Origin of the sequence: Nitrospirillum amazonense, assembly GCF_007828045.1 — a bacterium.
Taxonomy (GTDB): domain Bacteria; phylum Pseudomonadota; class Alphaproteobacteria; order Azospirillales; family Azospirillaceae; genus Nitrospirillum; species Nitrospirillum amazonense_C.
The window spans coordinates 439,367-458,924 of the sequence record NZ_VITN01000001.1 but is presented as its reverse complement, the minus strand read 5'-3'; the positions used below and the strand labels follow the sequence as shown (position 1 = coordinate 458,924).

Sequence of the window (19,558 nt, the reverse complement as noted above, 5' to 3'; positions counted from 1 at the left end):
AATGAAAAATTAGAATGCGCCTGAGAATAGTTCCAGCGGCAGGGCCGATCTGGGGACATGGCCCAAAAAATTTGTAACCGAACCATCGCTAAAACCTTTTAATAGAAAAGATTTTCTATGGCAGACCTGGATGCGAGCGTTGGAGTCGTCGCCCCGCGCGTGGTTTTGGTGGAAGACGATGTCGATCTTCGGGAATTACTGGCCCACTGCCTGAGCAGCCAAGGCCTGGCGGTCACCACGGCGGGCTCGGGTCTGGAATTGTACCAGCAGATCGCCAAGGAGCCGGCGGACATCGTCATCCTGGACATCGGCCTGCCCGACCAGGATGGCTACGCCATCGCCAGCTTCCTGCGCGCCAACACCAACATGGGCCTGATCATTCTGACGGCCCGGTCGCGGGTGGACGACAGGCTGAAAGGCTTCACCAGCGGCGCCGACCTGTACTTCGTGAAGCCGGTGGATTGCCGGGAGCTGGCCATCGCCGCCACCAACCTGGCGCGCCGCCTGGCCGCCGGGCCGGACGTCAACGATCTTCCCAGCCTGCAGGCCTCATCCTCCAGCGAACCCTGGGTACTGGACAATGCGCGCTGGTCCGTGCTGTCGCCGCGCGGCCTGCCCGTGCGCCTGACCGCCAAGGAATTCGACCTGGTGGTAGCCCTGACCCAGGACCCGGGCCGGGCGGTGGACCGCACCGCCCTGCTGGAAATGCTGGACTACGCCAACACGGTGCAGGGCAGCCGGGGCCTGGATGCCCTGGTCAGCCGCCTGCGCCGGAAAATCGAGGCCGCGGTGGGCGAGGCCTTCCCTATCCAGACCGTCCATGCCAAGGGTTACCTGTTCTCCGCCCCCATCAAGCAGCTGTAGTCCCCCGCCGCACCATGACCGCCACCGCCCCGCCCCCCGTAGCGCCCGCTTGGCGGCGACCCAGCGGATGGCCTCGGGGCGGATGGCTATGGCTGTGCATTGTCGCCTTGGCGCTGCTGTGCGCCCCGCCCGCGCGGGCCGCAGCGGGCCCCGATGGCTGGACGGCGCCGCCGTTGCGCCTGGGGGTCGAGACACGGACGCTGCCCATTGCCGGCCACCTTGAATTCCTGGTCGATCCTGACGGGTCGCTGACCCTGGCCGACGTGACGGCCGGCGAGGCCAGCCGCCGGTTCCAGCCCCTGGCCGGCAACCTCAACCGCGGCTTCACCCTGACCGACACGTGGGTCAGGATGCGCATCGCGCGGCCCCTGGACAGCGACGACACCTGGTATTTGGAACTGCTGCCCAGCTTCCTCGACACGGTGGAAACCAATGTTGCCTACACGGCGGCCGACGCGCCGCCGCCGCCGGCCGAGGCCTATGCCAGGACGGTACAGGGCGATAGCGAGCCCTCGGCCAACCGCATGCTGCGCTTCCGCAGCTTCACCCAGCCGCTGGTGTTCGACGGCGCCGGCCAGGCCTGGATCTATGTCCATGTCCACACCACCAGCGCCACCATCCTCAGCGGCCAAATCTACCGCCTGATCCCGCTGATGAACCATATCAGCATGCAGTCCATCTGGTTGGGCTTCGTGCTGGGTATGGCGGTGGCGGTGCTGATCTCCAATCTCATCCATAGTTATTGGCTGCAGGAGCGGGTTTACTTCTACTACGCCCTATATTTGATCAGTCTGATCGGACTGGCGTTCGGGTCTTTCGGCGCGCTGGCGCAGATTCTTCCCGGGCCAGCGCCCAAGCTGGCCAACCTCATCACCGGCACCAGCGTCTGCGGCGGCATCCTGGCCGGCGCCCTGCTGACGGAGGAGTTCCTGAACCTGCGGCGCACCCTGCCGCTGATCAGCCTGCTGAACCGCATCCCCATCATCCTGGGCGCCCTGGGCATCGTCGCCACCGTCGCCGGCTATTACACGATGGCCGGCGCCACGCTGGCCACGGTCACGTCGGCCTATATGTTCATCTATATCGGCAGCGCAATCTGGCTGGCGCGGCGGGGGCACCCGGGCGCCTTGATGTACAGCCTGGCCTTCGGCTCCACCTGCATGGCGGCCTTGATGGGCTTCATGCGTACCCTGGGCGTCATTCCCGAGATCAGCCTGACCGAGGCGGCGTCGCAAGCGGCGTCGCTGGTGCACATGATCCTGATGAACATCGCCATCGCATCGCGCGTGCGCCGGTCGGAAAAGGAGCGGAAGGAGGCGCAGGCCGCCGCCCTGTCGGCCTCCGTCCACGCCGAGCAGCGGGCCCTGGACATGGTGGCGCTGCGCACCCGGGAGCTGTCGGCCGCCAAGGAAAGCCTGGAGGAGGCCCTGGCCGCCGAGCGCCAGGCGGTGCGCGAGCAGATCCAGTTCATCGACATGGTGTCGCACGAATACCGCACGCCGGTGTCCATCATCCGCACCGGCATCGACATCCTGCAGATCAAGGGCTCCGCCGCCTTGGCGGAGGGTGCCAAGGGCCATGACCTGCTGAAGCGCATGGGCCGGGCCGTGGATCGCCTGGTGGAGATCATCGAGGTCGGCCTGCGTCGCGAGACCAACCGCTCACCCGGCCTGCACCTGGAAACCCAGTCGCTGATCCTGGAAGAGGTGGTGGCCGAAGCCGTCCGGTCCCTGCGCGCCTCGCACCCCGAGCAGGCGGTGCGGTTGGAGGGCGTGGTGCCGAACGAGATTCAGGGCGACCCGGCCCTCCTCAAGACATCCATCCTCAACCTGCTGGAAAACGCCGCCAAGTACGGCCCGCCCGGCCAGCCCATCCGGGTAGAACTGGCCCAAACGGGCACGCGCAGCACCGTGCGGGTGATCGACGCCGGCGCCGGCGTGCCGCCCGCCGACCGGGAGCGCATCTTCGGCAAGTTCGTGCGCCTGTCGTCGGCCGAGCGTGTGCCCGGCATTGGCGTCGGCCTCTACCTGGTGCGGCGCATCGCGGAACTGCACGACGGGCGCGCCTATTACGACCACACCCGCCTGGACGGCTGCTGCCTGGTGGTGGAACTGGCGAACGCCCCGCTGCCCCGGGGATAAGGCCCCCGGGACCGGATGTCAGCCGCGGCCGGCGCCCACCACCACCTCGCTCACCTGGATGGTGGGCGACAGGGTGGTGTAGTTGGCGATGTCGGCCACAATCTCCTCGGCCACAGGCCCGAAAGCGGCCCAGAAACTGTCGGCGGACTCGGCGAAGATGTGGCACATGGCGACATAGGCCGGCGCTTCGCTGGGCGGGGCACCGGTCAGGCCCTTGTCCACCGTATAGAACAGGCAGGCGGCGCCCAGCTTTGCCTGGACCAGCGGCATGTGGCGGTCCCTGTAGTAATCGTGGTCGAAGCGGGCGCCGGGTTCGTTGGCATACAGCACGCTGACTTTGATCATGGCGTCGTCCTGGGGCTGGTTCAGGCTGAGGGGGTTCAGGCTATGGGATGCGCCAAGGTACGCCGGCGGCCGAAGCCGGCGTATTGTCCTATGGTTGTATGGCCCCTTCACATGTTTTCGGCGCGGGGCTCAGCCCTTCAGGAAATCGCGCTCCACCAAATCCACCGGCATGGGCCGGGCGAACAGGAAGCCCTGGACCTCGGCGCAGCCCTGCTGGGCCAGCCAGTGCCATTGCTCCTCCGTCTCCACGCCCTCGGCCACCGTCTTGAGGCCGAAGCTGCGTGACAGGTCCAGCACCGCCGTGGCGATGGCGGTTTCGGCGGGGATGTCGTTCACGAAGGAGCGGTCCAGCTTCAGCGCCGTCACCGGCAGGCGGCGCAGGTAGGCCAGCGACGAATAACCCGTGCCGAAATCATCGACGCTGATGCCCACACCCAGATCGCGCAGGCGCGCCAGCAGCGCCTCGCTGTGGTCCAGGTCGCGCATCATGCTGGTCTCGGTGATCTCGATGTTCAGCAGTTCGGGTGGCAGATAGGACTTGGCCAGGCAGTCCGCCACCAGGTCGACCAGTCCCGCCTCTTGCAACTGGCGGGCGGAGACGTTGACGGAGACGGGCACGGCGTGCCCCGCCGCCAGCCAGCGGGCCGCCTGTTCGCAGGCCGTGCGCAGCACCCAGGCGCCGATGGGCACGATCAACCCGGTTTCTTCCGCAAGCGGAATGAAATCGCCCGGCATGACCAGCCGGTCCGGCTTCTGCCAGCGCAGCAGCGCCTCCACCCCGCTGAGCTTGCGGGTCAGCGTCTCCAGCTTGGGCTGGTAGTAGAGGACGAACTGGTTTTCCTCGATGGCGCGGCGCAGCGCCGTCTCGTTGTGCAGGCGGGCCACGGCCCGGTCCATCATCTCCCGCGCGAAGAAGCGATAGCGCCCGCCGCCGGCCGCCTTGGCCGTGCACATGGCGACGTCGGCGCCGCGCAGCAGCGGCTCGGGGTCGCGCCCGTCGCCAGGGAACAGCGCCATGCCCACGCTGGCGGTCAGCGTCACGGAATGGCCGTCGATGGCATAGGGGGCGGCCAGGGTGTCCAGGATGCGTTCCGCCAGGCGGGCCGCCATCTCCGGCTGGGCGATGTCCTCGGCCACCACGGCGAATTCGTCGGCGCCCAGGCGCGCCACGCTGTCACCTGCGCGCAGAACGCTGGTCAGGCGGGCCCCCACCTCGCGCAGCACGCGGTCGCCCACATCCAGGCCATAGCTTTCGTTGACGGTCTTGAACCGGTCCAGATCCAGGTGGAAGACGGCGACGTGAAAGCCCGCCCGCTCCGCCTTGGGCAGGGAGCGGCCCAGCTCCTCCGTCAGCAGCACACGGTTGGGCAGCCCGGTCAGCAGGTCGCGCGTGGCCATGCGGCGCTGCGCCTCCTGGCTGGAGGCCAGGCGGGCCAGCAGCTCATTGGTGCGCGCGGCGATATAGCCCAGCTCATCCCGCTCATGCCCCGCGGGTAGCGGGAGGGCCGTTTCCATGGGCCGGTCGGGATTGATGTGGGAAATGGACCGGCCCAGGCTGAACAGCGGCCGGGTCACGTAGCGGTGCAGCACCGCCACCAGGGCCAGGCCCAGCAGCAGGTTGCGCAGCACGCCGCTGACCAGGCCGGTGCCCGCCAGGATCAGCAGGTCACGGGCCAGGACCACCGGGTCCAGGTCCAGGCGCAGCTCGCCGATGATCTCGCCATTGGGGCTGTTGGGCTGGCGCAAGGGGCGGCGGATGGTGGACAGGTCGCCGAACACCAGGCGCGATAGCGGCCCCGTCAGCCAGCCGTCCTGCGCCGGCTTGCGCCGCACGCCGGCCAGCCGCTCGTTATCCTTCAGCAGGATTTCCACGCCGGAGACGGCGTGGAGCTTCAGGTTGTCCATGATGACCTGGTTGGCCAGCTGGGCATCCAGATTCCACGCGGCGATGGCGGCGCTGCCCTCGACCTGGGCGGCGATGTCATCGATGATGGTCAGGACCTTTTCGCGCTCACGGCTGGCGGCCCAGCCGATCTCCACCGCGGAAAAGGCGAAGCCGATCAGCAGGGCGGCCAGGGCGCCGCGCACGCCTTCCTTGAACGACAGGGAGGACCAGAACGACCAATGGAAGCGGGACCCGGCCACGTGGGGGTCGTCGGCGCCCCCACCATCGCCGGGCGCCCGCCCGGGGAAAACACCCGCCAGCGAATCGTCAGGGGTGTCGGCACCGTCCGTCGGAGCGCCGCCCATGCCCGCCGCAGCCCCGCCGGGGCCGGCCGGATCACCCGCCGAGTGGTGGAAAGAGTACCTGACCAACGAGAATAGCGCCCCAAATGTCTTATGTTCCGGCCGGCGCCCCAATACATCCGGGGCCGGCCGGCTGACGACCGCATCCGTCATCCCGCCACCAGGAACAGGTTGTCGGGCGCCGCCTTCGCCGCAGTTTTATGGACGGCGATCAGTTCCACAAGTGTTTCCAGACCCGGACGGGCTGTGCCAGCCACAAGCTGCACCATGACGGCGCTGACCCGCAACAAGGGGTACCGCCGCACACGCCCCTCGCGGTCCTTGGCCTCGAACCATCCGCGTTCGCGTGTTTCCACGTCGTAAAGGCTTTCGGCGTCAGAGCGGAAGCGGCCCAGGAAGGCCACCAGCCGTTCCCGCATGCGGTCGGCGGTCAGGCCGCTGCACGAGAGAAAGAAGTCATCACCGCCGATGTGGCCGGCGAACCCGCCGAGGGCGGAGGCCTGGACCTTCAACTGCTCACTGAACATCAGGATGGCGCGATCGCCCTGGCGGAAACCGAAGTAGTCGTTGAACGGCTTGAAGTTGTCGAAGTCCAGGTAGACCAGCACATGGTCCCGCTCACCATCCGCCACCAGCGCCTCCACCTGGGCGGTGATGGCGTTGTTGCCGGGCAGGCGGGTCAGCGGGTTCTGGTCCACCGCCGTGGCCAGGCGGTGTTCGTGCAGCAGGCGCACCAGCGACTGGCTGCTGAGGAAGCCGACATACTCGCCGCCCTCGACGATGATGACGCCGTCGCTGTCCGCCGCCTCGGCGAACAGCTCGATCACGCGTTCCAGGGGCGTCCCGATGTCGCAGACGGGGCAGGGGATGACGAAATCCTTCAGCGTGTTGCCGAAGGCGCGGTTGCGCAGGATTTCCGTACCGTACCGCGAATAGACGAAGGGCTTCAGGTGGCGTTCGCGAATCAGGCCGCGCGGCACGCCCGCCCGGTCCACCACCGGCACCACCGGCGGGGCGGCCAGGTTGCCGAAATACTCCAGCAGCTTGGCCTTGGGCGCCTCCAGCGGCAGGGGCGCGATGCGTTCGATCAGCTCGAACAGGCGCTGGCGGGCGTCGGACGGGCGGCGGCGGTCGCTGCGGGTCAGGGACTCGGCGATCTCGCTGGCCTCAGCCAGCAGACCGCCGCCGGGGCGGCCCAACAGGAAGCCCTGGGCATGGTCGCAGCCCAGATCCCGGCAGACATAGAATTCGCGCGAGGTCTCCACGCCCACGGCGATGGTGGCCAGGCCCAGGGCGTGGGCGCTGCCGATCAATTGGCCCAGCAGGGCGCGCTTGGCCTGGTCGCCGTCCACGCCGCTGATGAAGGCGCGATCGATCTTCACATAGCTGGGCGGGCTGGCCAGCAAGCGCTGGAAATCCGCCACGCCCACGCCGAAGCGATCGAAGGCGATATCGACACGGCCCCGCCGGTCGCCACCGTCACGGCCGGCACGGGTGGGAACGGGGCTCGTGCCCGTCGTCTCATAGACCAGGTGCACCTGTTCCCCCTGCGCCGGGGGCGACACCTGGCCCTGGGCCAGGGGATGGATGTTCAGGAACAGGCGCACCTCGGCCGTGCCGCCCGCCGCCAGGAAGGCGGCCACGGCGGCCGCCTGGATGTGCGCCTCGAGCGCCGGCAGCGCGCCCTCATCCACGGCCGCCTGGAACAAGGCGGCCAGGCTGGCGAAGCCCGCGGCCTCCCACCCGCGCAATAGGGCCTCATGTCCATGCACGCGCGCCGTGCGCATCTGGACGATGGGTTGGAAGACGGGATGCAGGTGCGCCACAACGTCGCGCCAGCGGGCCGGCAAGGCGACGGGTCCCTCCCCCGCCGGCGGGGCGGCAAGCGGCGGCGCTGAGGATCCGGCGGCCGGACGCCCCTGGGTTCCCTGCCGGGGGATGCCGGTCTCTCGCTCTTCAGGCATCAAGATCAAGGAGGGATCGGACCTTCAGGCCGCAATAAAGAGTGTGTTCTTCAGTAATATCCGTAGACGGTGACAGTTATGTGATGACCCGGCAACCGTTGATGCGCGGGCGCCGCATGCCAGGACGCCGGTGCACCAGAACCGGATGCCGCGATTTGTAGATTCCAGCGGCAATCGGCCTATGACAACGGCTTAGGCCGTGGGCGGGGCTTTCGGCGGCGCACACATGGCCTTATATCAGGGCGGCACACCAGGCACATGGGGCGCCCGCCACGGTCGTCCGCGCGATGCCAACGGAATCGAGATTCACCGAACGTCCTCAACTTATAGGGGTAGTCATGCTGAAGGGTAAATCCGCCGTCATCACCGGTTCCACCAGCGGGATCGGCCTGGGCATCGCCCGCGTCCTGGCCTCCAAGGGCGCCAACATCATGCTGAACGGCTTCGGCGACGCGGCGGAGATCGAGAAGATCCGCAGCGGCCTGGAAAGCGAGTTCGGCGTGCGGGCCGCCTACAACGCCGCCGACATCTCCAAGCCGTCCTCCATCAAGGAGATGATCGACACCACGGTGGAGACCTTCGGGTCCATCGACGTGCTGGTGAGCAACGCCGGCATCCAGTACACGGCCGCCATCGAGGATTTCCCCGAGGACAAGTGGAACGCCATCATCGCCATCAACCTGTCCGGCGTGTTCTGGGGCATGCACTACGCCCTGCCCTACATGAAGAAGCAGGGCTGGGGCCGGCTGATCAACATCGCCTCCGCCCACGGCCTGGTGGCCAGCCCGCACAAGGCGGCCTATGTCGCGGCCAAGCACGGCGTCGTCGGCCTGACCAAGGTGGCGGCCCTGGAAACGGCCGAGATCGACATCACCGCCAACGCCATCTGCCCCGGCTGGGTGCTGACGCCGCTGGTGGAAAAGCAGATCAAGGACATGGCGGCCAAGGACGGCATCAGCGAGAAGGATGCCGAATTGAAGCTGCTGTCGGAAAAGCAGCCGTCCAAGAAGTTCACCACGCCGGAAGAGCTGGGCGAACTGGCCGCCTTCCTCTGCACCGACGCCGCCGCCCAGATGACCGGCGTGCCCCTGCCCATGGATGGCGGCTGGACCGCGCAGTAAGCGCACAAACATCCCGTGCCACAAAGGGCGCTTCCCGCAAGGGAGGCGCCCTTAACTTTTGCCTCTCACCGTGAGGAAATTAGACGCCAACCGAATATCAGGAAAAACCAAATCACTGTGGCGGTGATGGTCTTGGCTTTATAGTGAACTCGACTAAAAACAGTAAATGGCAACGCCGCGATCGTAATAAGAATAAATGGGAAGATTAAGAGCACACATCTCACAATCCACGCCTCACGACCCCCATTCCCGCCATCGAAAGACATCACGAAAGCTATAAATACAGGAAAAATGAGAATTACCCCTAGGGCACCAAGCGCGGCAAAGCCTGCAGTGGCCATCCATTTCCAGATTCCATCCATGCGTCACTACTAAATCTAAATCAAGACACCGTCCGCCAGATTATACGATGAGAGCGTACCTGGCATCCAGACACGCTCTCATCATCGGACCCCGATCGCGCGCTGCTCAGTTGAACAGCGGCGTGGCCTTTTGCAGGGTGGTCCACACGCCCCACAGGATGGGCAGGCCCACCGCCAGCCAGGCCAGCATGGCCGGGCCGTTCAGGCCGCCCCGGCCGATGCCGAAGGAACCACCGGCGGCATTGGCGTTCGCGGTCTTGGCCTGCAAGGCCGCCACCTGCGCGTCGCTCATGAACCATTTGGCCGGCAGCTGCTTGATGGCCAGGTTGCAGAGCAGACCGATGATCAGGAACACGGCCAGGACATAGAAGGTGACGTCGTAGACGTGATCCTTCGGCACCTTCAGCGCCAGTTCCGCCTCACGGATGTAGCCGACCAGGATGGGGCCGACGATGCCGGCCACCGACCAGGCGGTCAGCAGCCGGCCATGGATGGCGCCCACGAACTGGGTGCCGAAGATGTCGGCCAGGTAGGCCGGCACGGTGGCGAAACCGCCGCCATACATGGACAGGATGACGCCGACGGCCAGCACGAACAGCGCCACGCTGCCGGCGCGGGCCAGGCTGGGCGCCGCCGCGTACAGCACCAGTCCCAGGACGAAGAAGACGCAGTAGGTCATCTTGCGGCCCAGCTTGTCCGACATGGAGGCCCAGAAGAAGCGGCCACCGATGTTGAACAGCGAGATCAAGCCGGCAAAGGCCGCGCCGATGGTGGCGATGGCCGTCTTCTGCCCCGGATCCAGCTGGTCGAAGCCCAGCTCGGGATGGCCGATCAGCTTGCCGGCGAAGATTTCCTGCAGCATGGGCGAGGCCATGCCGATGACGCCGATGCCGGCGCTGACGTTCAGGCACAGCACCGCCCAGATCAGCCAGAACTGCGGCGTCTTGTGGGCGTTGTCCAGGTGCACGTGGCCGTGGGTGATCATGGCCCGCTGCGCCGCCGCCGGCGGCATCCAGCCGTCCGGCCGCCAGCCGGCGGGCGGAATGCGATAGCCGAAAGAGCCGGCCAGCATGAAGACGAAATAGATCGCGGCCATGACCAGGAAGGTCTGCCACACGCCCGGGCCGTCCGGCCCCTTGAACTGGTTGATCAGGATGTTGGCCAGGGGCGACCCGATCATGGCGCCGCCGCCGAAGCCCATGATGGCCATGCCGGTGGCCATGCCGCGCCGGTCGGGGAACCATTTGATGAGGGTGGAGACCGGTGAGATGTAGCCCAGCCCCAAGCCCACGCCGCCGACGATGCCGCCCAGCCACACCAGCCAGAGCTGATGGACCATGATGCCCATCGCCGACACCACCATGCCGCCGCACCAGCAGAAGGTGGCGACGACACCGGCGCGCCGGGGGCCGACCCGTTCCAGCCAGCCGCCCCACAGGGCCGCCGCCGAGCCCAGGACGACGAAGAACAGGGTGTACATGATCTGGATGTCCGCAACCCGCCAGTTGCAGTCGGTGGTGGTCAGCGCCGCCATCAGCGAGATGTTCTTGCACGCCGCCTCATCCGTGCCCGTCAGGGCCTTGGACAGCGGCAGCCAGAACACGCTGAAGCCATAGGCCATGCCAATGCAAAGATGAACGGCAAGCGCCGCCGGCGGCACCAGCCACCGGTTAAAACCCGCCTTTGCGACTATCCTTTCGCGATCCAGGATCGAGCCGGACGAGCTTCCACCCGTGGGGCCCGAAGTTGCCACACTCATTGACGTCTCCCACTTTATTTTAAGACAGCAAAAAGCAGACGGACGCTCCTTTCAGGAACGCCATCCATCCCCCCGGTGTACTGTTTTTATTCTACACAGATAGTCTAATTTACTTTGGGCAGACTTTCCACCGCCTTCAGCACCTCTGGGTCCAATCCGCCGCCGCCCTGGGCCACATGCGCCTGGATCGCCTGGCGCATCCGGGGTTCCCAGAACTTGGCGATGTGGTTGGCGATGCCGGCCGCCGCCTTGTCGCCCGGCTGGGAGGTGAAGAACTTGCCGATTTGATTGGCCATGTAGACCAGCTTGTCAGGCGACATGCCGTGTATTCCCTTGCTTCGCTTCCGCCCCATCGCCCGGCACGATCCGGCCGGCATGGGTGAAAACCTCGAATCCGTCGCGGCGGGCCACCGCCACCAGCGTGATGCCGGCGGCCTCGGCCGTGCGGATGGCCAGGGCGGAGGGGGCGGAGACCGCCACCAGCACCGGCACGCCCATGGCGGCCGCCTTCTGCACCAGTTCCACCGACACCCGGCTGCTCATCACCACCAGGCCGGACGCGGCATCGACGCCGCCCCGGATCAGGGCGCCCGCCAGCTTGTCCAGCGCGTTGTGGCGGCCCACGTCCTCACGCACCGCCATCATGCCCGTGCCCGGACGCCAGAAGCCGGCGGCGTGGACGGCACGCGTCTGCTCGAACAGCGGCTGATGGTTGGCCAGGTCGTCGCGCGCGGCGGCCACCTGGGCCGCATCGATGGTGAAGCCCTGCGGCACCACCGGCAGGGCCCGTGTCGCCTCCGCCAGGCTTTCCAGGCCGCACAGGCCGCAGCCCATGGGCCCGGCCAGGCGGCGGCGGCGGCGTTCCAGCGCCTCCCCCGGGGTCTTGGCCAGCCACAGGCGGACGTTCACCCCTTCCGGCACCACCACCAGGTCCAGGTCGGCAATGTCCGCGCGGCCTGTGATGATGCCCTCGGTCACGCTGAAGCCCAGGGCGAAGTCTTCCAGGTCGCGCGGGGTCGCCATCAGCACGGAGTAGGCCGCGCTGTCGTAGCTGATGGCCACGGCCGTCTCCTCCGCCACCACGCGCGTCCCTTCCAGCGGGACGCCGTCGCGCCAGGCGACGCGGGTCGCCGGGCGGCTGGCATCCGGCAGGGCCTGCGGCACCGGCGTCACCCGGTCCGTCATTCAGCGGCATCCGTGCCGACGATGCGGCGGCTGAGGTCGCTGTGGGTCTTGTACTTCTCCTGCCAGTCGGACGGGCCGTTGCTGGGGCTGACCTGCACCGCCGTCACCTTGTATTCGGGGCAGTTGGTGGCCCAGTCGGAATAGTCGGTGGTGATCACGTTGGCCTGGGTCATGGGGTGGTGGAAGGTGGTGTAGACCACGCCGGGCGACACCCGGTCGGTGATCAGAGCACGCAGCGTGGTCTCGCCCGCGCGGCTTTGCAGCTTTACCCAGTCGCCGTCGCGCACGCCACGATTCTCCGCGTCGTGCGGGTGGATTTCCAGCCTGTCCTCCTTGTGCCATTCGCTGTTGGCCGTGCGCCGGGTCTGGGCACCGACATTGTACTGGCTGAGGATGCGGCCGGTGGTCAGCAGCAAGGGGAAGCGGGCGCCCGTGCGCTCATCCGTGGGGATGTATTCCGTCAGCACGAACTTGCCCTTGCCGCGGGCGAAGCCGTTGATGTGCATGATGGGCGTGCCCTCGGGCGCATCGTCGTTGCAGGGCCATTGGACGGAGCCGCGTTCATCCAGCATCTGGTACGTCACGTTGCGGAAGCCGGGGGTGGTGGCCGCGATCTCCGCCATGATCTCCGCCGGGTGGCTGTAGGTCATGGAATAGCCCAGGGCGTTGGACAGGATTTGGGTGATTTCCCAATCAGCATAGCCGTTGCGCGGCGGCATCACCCGGCGCACGCGGTTGATGCGCCGTTCGGCGTTGGTGAAGGTGCCGTCCTTCTCCAGGAAGGTGGAGCCGGGCAGGAAGACATGGGCATAGTTGGCCGTCTCGTTCAGGAACAGGTCCTGCACCACCACGCACTCCATGGCCTCAAGGCCGGCGGTGACGTGATGGGTGTCGGGGTCGGACTGCACGATGTCCTCGCCCTGGACGTACAGGCCCTTGAAGGTGCCATCGACGGCCGCGTCCAGCATGTTGGGAATGCGCAGGCCCGGCTCCTTCTCCAGGGTAACGCCCCACATGTCCTCGAAGATGGCGCGGGTGGCATCGTCATGGACATGGCGATAGCCCGGCAGCTCATGGGGGAAGGAGCCCATGTCGCAGCTGCCCTGGACGTTGTTCTGGCCGCGCAGCGGGTTCACGCCCACGCCGCGCCGGCCCAGGTTGCCCGTGGCCATGGCCAAGTTGGCGATGGCCATGACGGTGGTGGAGCCCTGGCTGTGCTCCGTCACGCCCAGGCCGTAGTAGATGGCGGCGTTGCCGCCGGTGGCGTAGAGGCGGGCGGCGGCGCGCAGCTCGGCCGCCGGCACGCCGGTATACTCGGCGATGGCCTCGGGACTGTGGCGCTCCTCCGCGACGAAGGCCGCCCAGTCCTGGAACTCGTCCCAGTCGCAGCGTTCGCGCACGAAGGCCTCGTTCACCAGGCCCTCGGTGACGATGACGTGGGCGATGGCGGTGACCACGGCGACATTGGTGCCGGGACGCAGCGGCAGGTGGTGGGCTGCCTGCACGTGCGGGGTCTTCACCAGGTCGATGCGGCGCGGATCGACGACGATCAGCTTGGCGCCCTGGCGCAGCCGCTTCTTCAGGCGGGAGCCGAACACCGGATGGCCGTCGGTGGGGTTGGCCCCGATGATCATGACGACATCGGTATCCTCGACACTGTCGAAGTCCTGGGTCCCGGCGGAGGTGCCATAGGCCGTGCCCAGGCCATAGCCGGTGGGGGAGTGGCAGACCCGGGCGCAGGTATCGACGTTGTTGTTGCCGAAGCCGGCGCGCACCAGCTTCTGCACCAGATACGTCTCTTCATTGGTGCAGCGGGAGGAGGTGATGCCGCCGACCGAGGCGCGGCCGTATTTCTCCTGAATGCGCTTGAACTCACCGGCGGTGTAGCTGATGGCCTCTTCCCACGAGACCTCGCGCCACGGGTCGGTGATCCGGGATCGGATCATGGGCTTCAGGATGCGCTCGCGGTGGGTGGCGTAGCCCCAGGCGAAGCGGCCCTTCACGCAGGAATGGCCCCGGTTGGCGGCGCCGTCCTTGTAGGGGACCATGCGCACCAGCTCGGTCCCGCGCATCTCCGCCTTGAAGCTGCAGCCCACGCCGCAATAGGCGCAGGTGGTCACGACGGAATGCTCCGGCTGGCCGATCTCGATGACCGACTTTTCCATCAGGGTGGCGGTGGGACAGGCCTGGACGCAGGCGCCGCAGCTGACGCACTCGCTGTCCATGAAATCCTCGTCCATGCCGGCCGAAACCTTGCTGGCGAAGCCCCGGTCCTGGATGGTCAGCGCGAAGGTGCCCTGCACTTCCTGGCAGGCCCGCACGCAACGGGAGCAGACGATGCACTTCGATGGGTCGAAGGTGAAATAGGGGTTGGAGGTGTCCTTGGCCTGGCCCAGGTGGTTGGCCCCCTCCATGCCGTAGCGCACCTCGCGCAGGCCCACGGCGCCCGCCATGTCCTGCAACTCGCAGTCGCCGTTGGCGGCACAGGTCAGGCAGTCCAGCGGGTGGTCGGAAATGTACAGCTCCATCACCCCCTTGCGCAGGCGCTTCAGCCGTTCCGTCTGCGTGGACACCACCATGCCCGGGGCCACCGGCGTGGTGCAGGACGCGGGGGTGCCCGCCCGGCCCTGGATTTCCACCAGGCACAGCCGGCAGGAGCCGAAGGCGTCCAGCGTGTCGGTGGCGCACAGCTTGGGGATGGTGACGCCGCTATCCATGGCGGCGCGCATGATGGAGGTGCCCTCCGCCACCGTCACCGTCTCGCCGTCGATGGTCAGGGTGACCATCCTGGCGTCGGTGTCGCCCTTCAGGCCGCGGGGATGCGGGGTGCCGTAGTCGATCTCAGGAACCAAGCCCATGGCCGGACCCTCCTTCACTCTGCCGCAGCCGGCAGGGGCCGGCCCGGGGAATTGCGGGTATGAAAGTCTTCGGGGAAGTGGCGGATGGCGCTCAACACCGGATAGGGCGTGAAGCCCCCCAGCGCGCACAGCGATCCGAACTTCATGGTGTTGCACAGGTCTTCCAGCAGCGCGATGTTGGCCGCCACGTCCCGGCCCGCCAGGATGCGGTCCACCACCTCCGCCCCCCGGGTGGACCCGATGCGGCAGGGCGTGCACTTGCCGCAGGATTCCTCGGCGCAGAACTCCATGGCGAAGCGCGCCATGTGCGCCATGTCCACCGTGTCGTCGAACACCACCAGGCCGCCGTGGCCGATCAGGGCGTCGCGCGCGGCGAAGGCCTCGTAATCATACGGGGTGTCGAACTGGCTGGGCGGCAGGTAGGCGCCCAGAGGACCGCCCGCCTGCACCGCGCGGACCGGACGGCGGCTGGCGGTACCGCCGCCCACCTCCATCACGATCTCACCCAGGGTCAGGCCGAAGGCCGTCTCGAACAGGCCGCCATGCAGGACGTTGCCGGCCAGCTGGATGGGCATGGTGCCGCGCGACCGGCCCATGCCGAAGTCGGCGTAGTATTGCGCGCCCAAATCCATGATGACGGGAATGGTGGCCAGGGACAGCAGGTTGTTGACCACGGTGGGCCGGCCGAACAGGCCCTTCAGTGCCGGCAGCGGCGGCTTGGCCCGCACGACGCCGCGCTTGCCCTCCAGGCTTTCCAGCAGCGCCGTTTCCTCGCCACAGACATAGGCGCCGGCCCCCACGCGCAGTTCCAGGTGGAACTCCAGGCCGGAGCCCAGGATGTCGCGGCCCAGCAGGCCGGCGGCGCGCGCGATGTCCAGCGCCGCCCGCATGGTGGCGTTGGCGTGCGGGTATTCGGAGCGGGAGTAGATGTAGCCCCGGGTGGCGCCCACCGCCAGACCGGCGATGGTCATGCCCTCGATCAGGCAGAAGGGGTCGCCCTCCAGGATCATGCGGTCGGCGAAGGTGCCGCTGTCGCCCTCGTCGGCGTTGCAGACGATGTACTTCTGATCCGCAACTGCGTCGCGCACCGTCTTCCACTTGATGCCGGTGGGGAAGCCGGCGCCGCCGCGTCCTCGCAGACCGGACTTGGTCACCGCCTCCACCGTGGCGGCCCCGCCCGCCTCGATGGCCTTGGCCAGGCCGCGATAGCCGCCGGCGGCCTTGTAATCCTCCACCGACAGGGGATCGACAATGCCGCAGCGGGCGAAGGTCAGCCGCGTTTGCCGGGCCAGGAAGGGGTGGTCTTCCGGCCGGCCGACGCGCAGGGGATGCGTGGCGCCGGTCAGCCAGCCGGCGGCGAACAGGGCGGCCACGTCGCCGGCCTGCACCGGGCCGTAGGCGATGCGGCCCAAGGGCGTTTCCACCTCCACCATCGGTTCCAGCCAGAACAGACCGCGCGAGCCGGTGCGCACGATGGTGACGGCGACGCCCAGGGCGGCGGCCTGCGCCTCGACGGCGCGCGCGACCTGGTCGGCGCCCACCGCCAGGGCGGCCACGTCGCGGGGAATGAAGATGCGGGTGCTCATGGCGTCGACCAATCGTTGCGGGCCTCGTTCACGGCGGCGTCCAGGCGTTCGCGGTTCAGGCGGCCCAGGGGACGGCCGTCGATCAGGGCCGCCGGGGCGCAGGCGCACAGGCCCAGGCAATAGACAGGTTCAATCGTCACCTGACCGTCGCCGGTGGTGCCGCCCCAGTCCAGACCCAGGCGATGCAACAATCCTTCAGCCAGCGCATGGCCGCCCATGGACTGGCACGCCTCGGCCCGGCACAGCTTCACCACGTGGCGGCCACCGGGCGCCTCTTTAAAGTCGTGGTAAAAGCTTACAATTCCATGAACATCGGCGCGGGAAAGGTTCAGCGCCTCCGCCAGAAGGGGTATCGCGTCCTGGGGGACGTGGCCGAAGGTCTCCTGCAAGGCATGCAGTATCGGCAATGCAGGCCCTTCGAGATTTTGGTGCGCCGCAATGACTTCAGCGGCCTTTTCACGGTCCCACGGGGTACTAGTTGTGGCAGACGTCACAGCAGCGGCCTCACTTCTCAGGCAATCTCCCTGTCATTAGAAGTTGGCTATCGCCGGAACTTAATCAACGAAGCTGTTCCATGTTGCGATAGAAAACCTCTATCACGCCGCCCGGCCCGCTTTCGCCCGCCCGCGGCACATTGAAACCATATAGGACGCCCAAATTAGGACGCCCGTCACTGGGACGTGGATCATGCGTGCGCGTATTTTAGTTGCGACCTCAACCTTGCTGAGCCTGATGCTGGCGGCCCCGATCGCGGTGCAGGCCGCCTCGGTCGATAGCCCGGCTTCGGTCATGGCGGCGGCCCCGGTGGCCGCCCAGCCCACCGACCCGGCGATGACGCAGGACGTGACGCAGCTGCTGCGCGATTGGTCGGTCATCAAGTACCAGATGCACGACGACAAGGCCCAGGCCCTGAAGATGCGGGACCTGCTGGTCCGCGCCAACGAGCTGCAGAGCCGCTACCCCGGCCGGGCCGAGCCAATGATCAGCACCGCCCTGATCCTGGGCAGCATCGCCGGCTATGAGCAGAATGCCGGTTCGCTGGACCTGGTGCGCAAGGCCCGCGACCTGTTCGAACAGGCCGATAGGATCGATCCCACCGCCCTGGACGGCGCGTCGGCCGTCAACCTGGGCTCGCTCTACTATCTGATGCCGGGCTTCCCCATCGGCTTCGGCAGCGACAGCAAGGCCCGCAAGTATCTGGAGCGCGGCATCGCGTTGAGCCCTAACGGGCTGGAATCCAACTATTTCTACGGTGAGTTCCTGTCACAGCAGGGTGAGTACGAGCGCTCGGCCAAGGTGCTGGCCCACGCGCTGGAGGCGCCGGTGTCGGTGACGCAGCCCGTGTGGGACGCCGGCCGCCGCGCCGAGGCCCGGGCCCTGCTGGCCGATGTCCGCCAGAAGCTGGTGGCGTCGAACTAAGCGCCGGCCTAAGCGCCGCCACGTCAAATCAGCCCCCGGAGCGGCCCTAGCCCCGGGGGTTTCTTTTTGGTCGCCAGACCGGTGTCATCGCGCCCCATCGACGGGGGCCATGGGCTCGCCAAAGGTGCGGGCCACCTTCTTGGCCTCGGCCACCAAGGCGGCGGTCAGGGGGGTCATGGGGTCGCGATAAGGCACCACCAGGCCGATGTCATGCACCGCCGCCGGGTCGACGATGGGGATGGCCCGGATCTCTTCCGGGAAGTTGAAGGCGGTGGTCAGCACCTCGGGCATGATGCTGGCCCACTTGCCCGTGCGCACGTGCGAGAACAGCACGATCATGGAATTGGATTCCAGGGTCGGCGCCGACGTGGCGCCGGCGATGGCCAGCAGCCGGTCGATGATGCGCCGGTTCTGCATGTCCGGCGTCAGCAGGCACAGCGGTATCTCCCCCACCTCGGCCCAGCTGACCTGGGCGCGGGCCCCCAGCGGGCTGTCGCGGGAGATCAGCAGCCGGTACTGTTCGCGGTACAGGGGCACGGTGCGCACCCGGCCCAGGGGTTCGTTGTCCAGGTAGGTGAGGCCGGCGTCGATCTCCAGCCCCTCCAGCAGATGCAGGATCTCGATGGAGGTGCGCGACAGCACGGTGAACTTCACGCCCGGGTGCCGCTCGCGATAGGGCGTGGTCAGAATGGGCACCATGGCCAGCGCCGTGGGGATGACGGCGATGCGCAGATGGCCGCTGAGGCCGTGGCGCAGGGCGCGCACCTCCTGCCGCATGGCGCGGGCGTCGCCCACGATGCGGCGGGCCCAGTCCAGCACCCGCTCCCCCTCCTGAGTGAGACCCATATAGCGCGCGCCGCGGTTGACCAGCAGCACGCCCAGCTGCTCCTCCAACTGTTTCAGGCCGGCCGACAGGGTGGGCTGGGTGACACCGCAGGCCTCCGCCGCGCGGCCGAAATGCTGTTCCCGGGCCAGCGCGATGAAGAATTCCAGCTTGTCGATCATGCCGTGCGGCGCCCCCCCTTCCCTTGATCGGGAACCCCGTTCCCGGTCCCCCGCGTCCCGCGCATGATCCGCGAACAGGGTCTGCGGATACAAGACCGCGCATGAGAGAGGGTGCCAAATTGGTGGCAAGCGGCCCCGGACCGCTTTCTCATGGAACAGGGACCATACCATGTTCGATCCAAGCAGTTACGTGGGCTTCCACACCGACCTCAGCCTGCTGGCCCTTGCCGCCGGGCTGGTTCTGATCGCCGGCCTGTTCAGCGGCCGGGTGCCACCGGCGCTGACGGCCTGCTACCTGGCGGCGGCCGTCCTGACCGACGTCACCGGCTTCGGCTTTCCCTTCACCGGCTTCCTGCCCTCGCACGGCTTGGGGTGCTGTCTCTGCTGATCCTGGTGGCGGCGGGCGCCGCCCTTTACGCCTTCGGCTTGCGCGGGGCGTGGCGCTGGATCTACGCCGCCGGCCTGACCGCCAGCGTCTTCCTGCTGGCCTTCGTCGCCGTCGCCCAGTCCTTCCTGAAGGTGCCGGCCCTGCACGCGCTGGCGCCCACGGGCAGCGAGCCGCCCTTCGGCGCCGCGGAAGGCGTCCTGCTGCTGCTGTTCGTGGTGGCCGGCATTCTGGCGACCCGCCGCTTCCACCCCGGCGTCCGGCGGGCCGCCGTCACCGCCTGACCCTTGCGGCTGCCCCCCATCCCCGCCGCCACA

16 protein-coding genes are annotated in these 19,558 nt (G+C 67.6%); 6 read left to right on the top strand and 10 right to left on the bottom strand.

Features of this window, described 5'->3' with window-relative positions; translation table 11 throughout:
- Positions 1-117: 117 nt before the first annotated feature.
- Together FBZ89_RS01820 and FBZ89_RS01815 are read left to right on the top strand one after the other, a co-directional pair.
- Positions 118-864: a response regulator transcription factor gene (locus FBZ89_RS01820; protein ID WP_088874235.1), complete on the top strand. Its 747-nt coding sequence runs from the start codon at positions 118-120 to the stop codon at positions 862-864.
- A 107-nt stretch (positions 865-971) separates the two neighbouring features.
- Complete coding sequence (locus FBZ89_RS01815) at positions 972-3,005, top strand: sensor histidine kinase (protein WP_186457137.1); 2,034 nt, start codon at positions 972-974, stop codon at positions 3,003-3,005.
- Between the two features lie 18 nt (positions 3,006-3,023).
- Here FBZ89_RS01815 and FBZ89_RS01810 read toward each other — a convergent pair whose 3' ends face one another.
- The 3 genes from FBZ89_RS01810 to FBZ89_RS01800 form a co-directional block, all read right to left on the bottom strand.
- Positions 3,024-3,350 carry an EthD family reductase gene (locus FBZ89_RS01810; RefSeq protein ID WP_145748310.1) on the bottom strand — a complete coding sequence of 109 codons (327 nt, stop codon included), beginning with the start codon at positions 3,348-3,350 and terminating at the stop codon, positions 3,024-3,026.
- A gap of 129 nt (positions 3,351-3,479) precedes the next feature.
- Positions 3,480-5,600, bottom strand: a complete 2,121-nt coding sequence (locus tag FBZ89_RS01805) for a putative bifunctional diguanylate cyclase/phosphodiesterase (RefSeq protein ID WP_186457136.1) — start codon at positions 5,598-5,600, stop codon at positions 3,480-3,482.
- Positions 5,601-5,746: 146 nt separating this feature from the next.
- Positions 5,747-7,561 (bottom strand): GGDEF domain-containing protein, encoded by a 1,815-nt coding sequence (locus tag FBZ89_RS01800; RefSeq protein ID WP_246171984.1) that lies wholly within the window; start codon positions 7,559-7,561, stop codon positions 5,747-5,749.
- 338 nt (positions 7,562-7,899) lie between these two features.
- Between FBZ89_RS01800 and FBZ89_RS01795 the strand changes: the two genes are divergently transcribed.
- The gene (locus FBZ89_RS01795) at positions 7,900-8,682 is read left to right on the top strand and encodes a 3-hydroxybutyrate dehydrogenase (protein ID WP_145748307.1); all 783 of its coding nucleotides are present in this window, start codon (positions 7,900-7,902) and stop codon (positions 8,680-8,682) included.
- Between the two features lie 468 nt (positions 8,683-9,150).
- Here FBZ89_RS01795 and FBZ89_RS01790 read toward each other — a convergent pair whose 3' ends face one another.
- The 6 genes from FBZ89_RS01790 to FBZ89_RS01765 all read right to left on the bottom strand — a co-directional run bounded on the left by FBZ89_RS01790 (position 9,151) and on the right by FBZ89_RS01765 (position 16,926).
- Entirely contained in the window at positions 9,151-10,665 is a 1,515-nt protein-coding gene (locus FBZ89_RS01790; RefSeq protein ID WP_246171983.1) for an OFA family MFS transporter, read from the bottom strand.
- Positions 10,666-10,907: 242 nt separating this feature from the next.
- Positions 10,908-11,123: a formate dehydrogenase subunit delta gene (locus tag FBZ89_RS01785; protein WP_040846996.1), complete on the bottom strand. Its 216-nt coding sequence runs from the start codon at positions 11,121-11,123 to the stop codon at positions 10,908-10,910.
- Positions 11,113-11,988: a formate dehydrogenase accessory sulfurtransferase FdhD gene (gene fdhD / locus FBZ89_RS01780; RefSeq protein WP_145748305.1), complete on the bottom strand. Its 876-nt coding sequence runs from the start codon at positions 11,986-11,988 to the stop codon at positions 11,113-11,115. The genes FBZ89_RS01785 and fdhD overlap by 11 nt, the downstream gene beginning before the upstream one ends.
- A complete protein-coding gene (fdhF, locus tag FBZ89_RS01775) occupies positions 11,985-14,846 on the bottom strand; it encodes a formate dehydrogenase subunit alpha (protein ID WP_145748304.1) in 2,862 nt (953 codons plus the stop codon). Before fdhF ends, fdhD begins: the two co-directional genes overlap by 4 nt.
- Positions 14,847-14,860: 14 nt before the next feature.
- Positions 14,861-16,432, bottom strand: a complete 1,572-nt coding sequence (locus FBZ89_RS01770; protein ID WP_145748303.1) for a formate dehydrogenase beta subunit — start codon at positions 16,430-16,432, stop codon at positions 14,861-14,863.
- On the bottom strand, positions 16,429-16,926 hold the full coding sequence (locus tag FBZ89_RS01765) for a formate dehydrogenase subunit gamma (RefSeq protein WP_145748302.1): 498 nt from the start codon (positions 16,924-16,926) through the stop codon (positions 16,429-16,431). The genes FBZ89_RS01770 and FBZ89_RS01765 overlap by 4 nt, the downstream gene beginning before the upstream one ends.
- Before the next feature lie 193 nt (positions 16,927-17,119).
- Here FBZ89_RS01765 and FBZ89_RS01760 point away from each other — a divergent pair, with 193 nt between their 5' ends.
- A complete protein-coding gene (locus FBZ89_RS01760; protein ID WP_145748301.1) occupies positions 17,120-17,851 on the top strand; it encodes a tetratricopeptide repeat protein in 732 nt (243 codons plus the stop codon).
- An 84-nt stretch (positions 17,852-17,935) separates the two neighbouring features.
- Here the strand turns inward: FBZ89_RS01760 and FBZ89_RS01755 are convergent, their stop codons facing one another.
- A complete protein-coding gene (locus FBZ89_RS01755; RefSeq protein WP_145748300.1) occupies positions 17,936-18,856 on the bottom strand; it encodes a LysR family transcriptional regulator in 921 nt (306 codons plus the stop codon).
- Positions 18,857-19,025: 169 nt separating this feature from the next.
- On the opposite strand from FBZ89_RS01755, the gene FBZ89_RS31135 reads away from it, so the two are divergent.
- A complete protein-coding gene (locus FBZ89_RS31135) occupies positions 19,026-19,244 on the top strand; it encodes a hypothetical protein (RefSeq protein ID WP_211115065.1) in 219 nt (72 codons plus the stop codon).
- On the top strand, positions 19,229-19,525 hold the full coding sequence (locus FBZ89_RS31130; RefSeq protein ID WP_211115064.1) for a hypothetical protein: 297 nt from the start codon (positions 19,229-19,231) through the stop codon (positions 19,523-19,525). The genes FBZ89_RS31135 and FBZ89_RS31130 overlap by 16 nt, the downstream gene beginning before the upstream one ends.
- Positions 19,526-19,558 lie beyond the last annotated feature (33 nt).

Coding starts and splice junctions, on each gene's coding strand:
- FBZ89_RS01820 (WP_088874235.1), top strand. CDS start 118: ATGGCAGACCTGGATGCGAGCGTTGGAGTCGTCGCCCCGCGCGTGGTT.
- FBZ89_RS01810 (WP_145748310.1), bottom strand. CDS start 3,350: ATGATCAAAGTCAGCGTGCTGTATGCCAACGAACCCGGCGCCCGCTTC.
- FBZ89_RS01805 (WP_186457136.1), bottom strand. CDS start 5,600: ATGGGCGGCGCTCCGACGGACGGTGCCGACACCCCTGACGATTCGCTG.
- FBZ89_RS01800 (WP_246171984.1), bottom strand. CDS start 7,561: ATGCCTGAAGAGCGAGAGACCGGCATCCCCCGGCAGGGAACCCAGGGG.
- FBZ89_RS01795 (WP_145748307.1), top strand. CDS start 7,900: ATGCTGAAGGGTAAATCCGCCGTCATCACCGGTTCCACCAGCGGGATC.
- FBZ89_RS01790 (WP_246171983.1), bottom strand. CDS start 10,665: ATGGCCTATGGCTTCAGCGTGTTCTGGCTGCCGCTGTCCAAGGCCCTG.
- FBZ89_RS01785 (WP_040846996.1), bottom strand. CDS start 11,123: ATGTCGCCTGACAAGCTGGTCTACATGGCCAATCAAATCGGCAAGTTC.
- fdhD (WP_145748305.1), bottom strand. CDS start 11,988: ATGACGGACCGGGTGACGCCGGTGCCGCAGGCCCTGCCGGATGCCAGC.
- fdhF (WP_145748304.1), bottom strand. CDS start 14,846: ATGGGCTTGGTTCCTGAGATCGACTACGGCACCCCGCATCCCCGCGGC.
- FBZ89_RS01770 (WP_145748303.1), bottom strand. CDS start 16,432: ATGAGCACCCGCATCTTCATTCCCCGCGACGTGGCCGCCCTGGCGGTG.
- FBZ89_RS01760 (WP_145748301.1), top strand. CDS start 17,120: ATGCGTGCGCGTATTTTAGTTGCGACCTCAACCTTGCTGAGCCTGATG.
- FBZ89_RS01755 (WP_145748300.1), bottom strand. CDS start 18,856: ATGATCGACAAGCTGGAATTCTTCATCGCGCTGGCCCGGGAACAGCAT.
- FBZ89_RS31135 (WP_211115065.1), top strand. CDS start 19,026: ATGTTCGATCCAAGCAGTTACGTGGGCTTCCACACCGACCTCAGCCTG.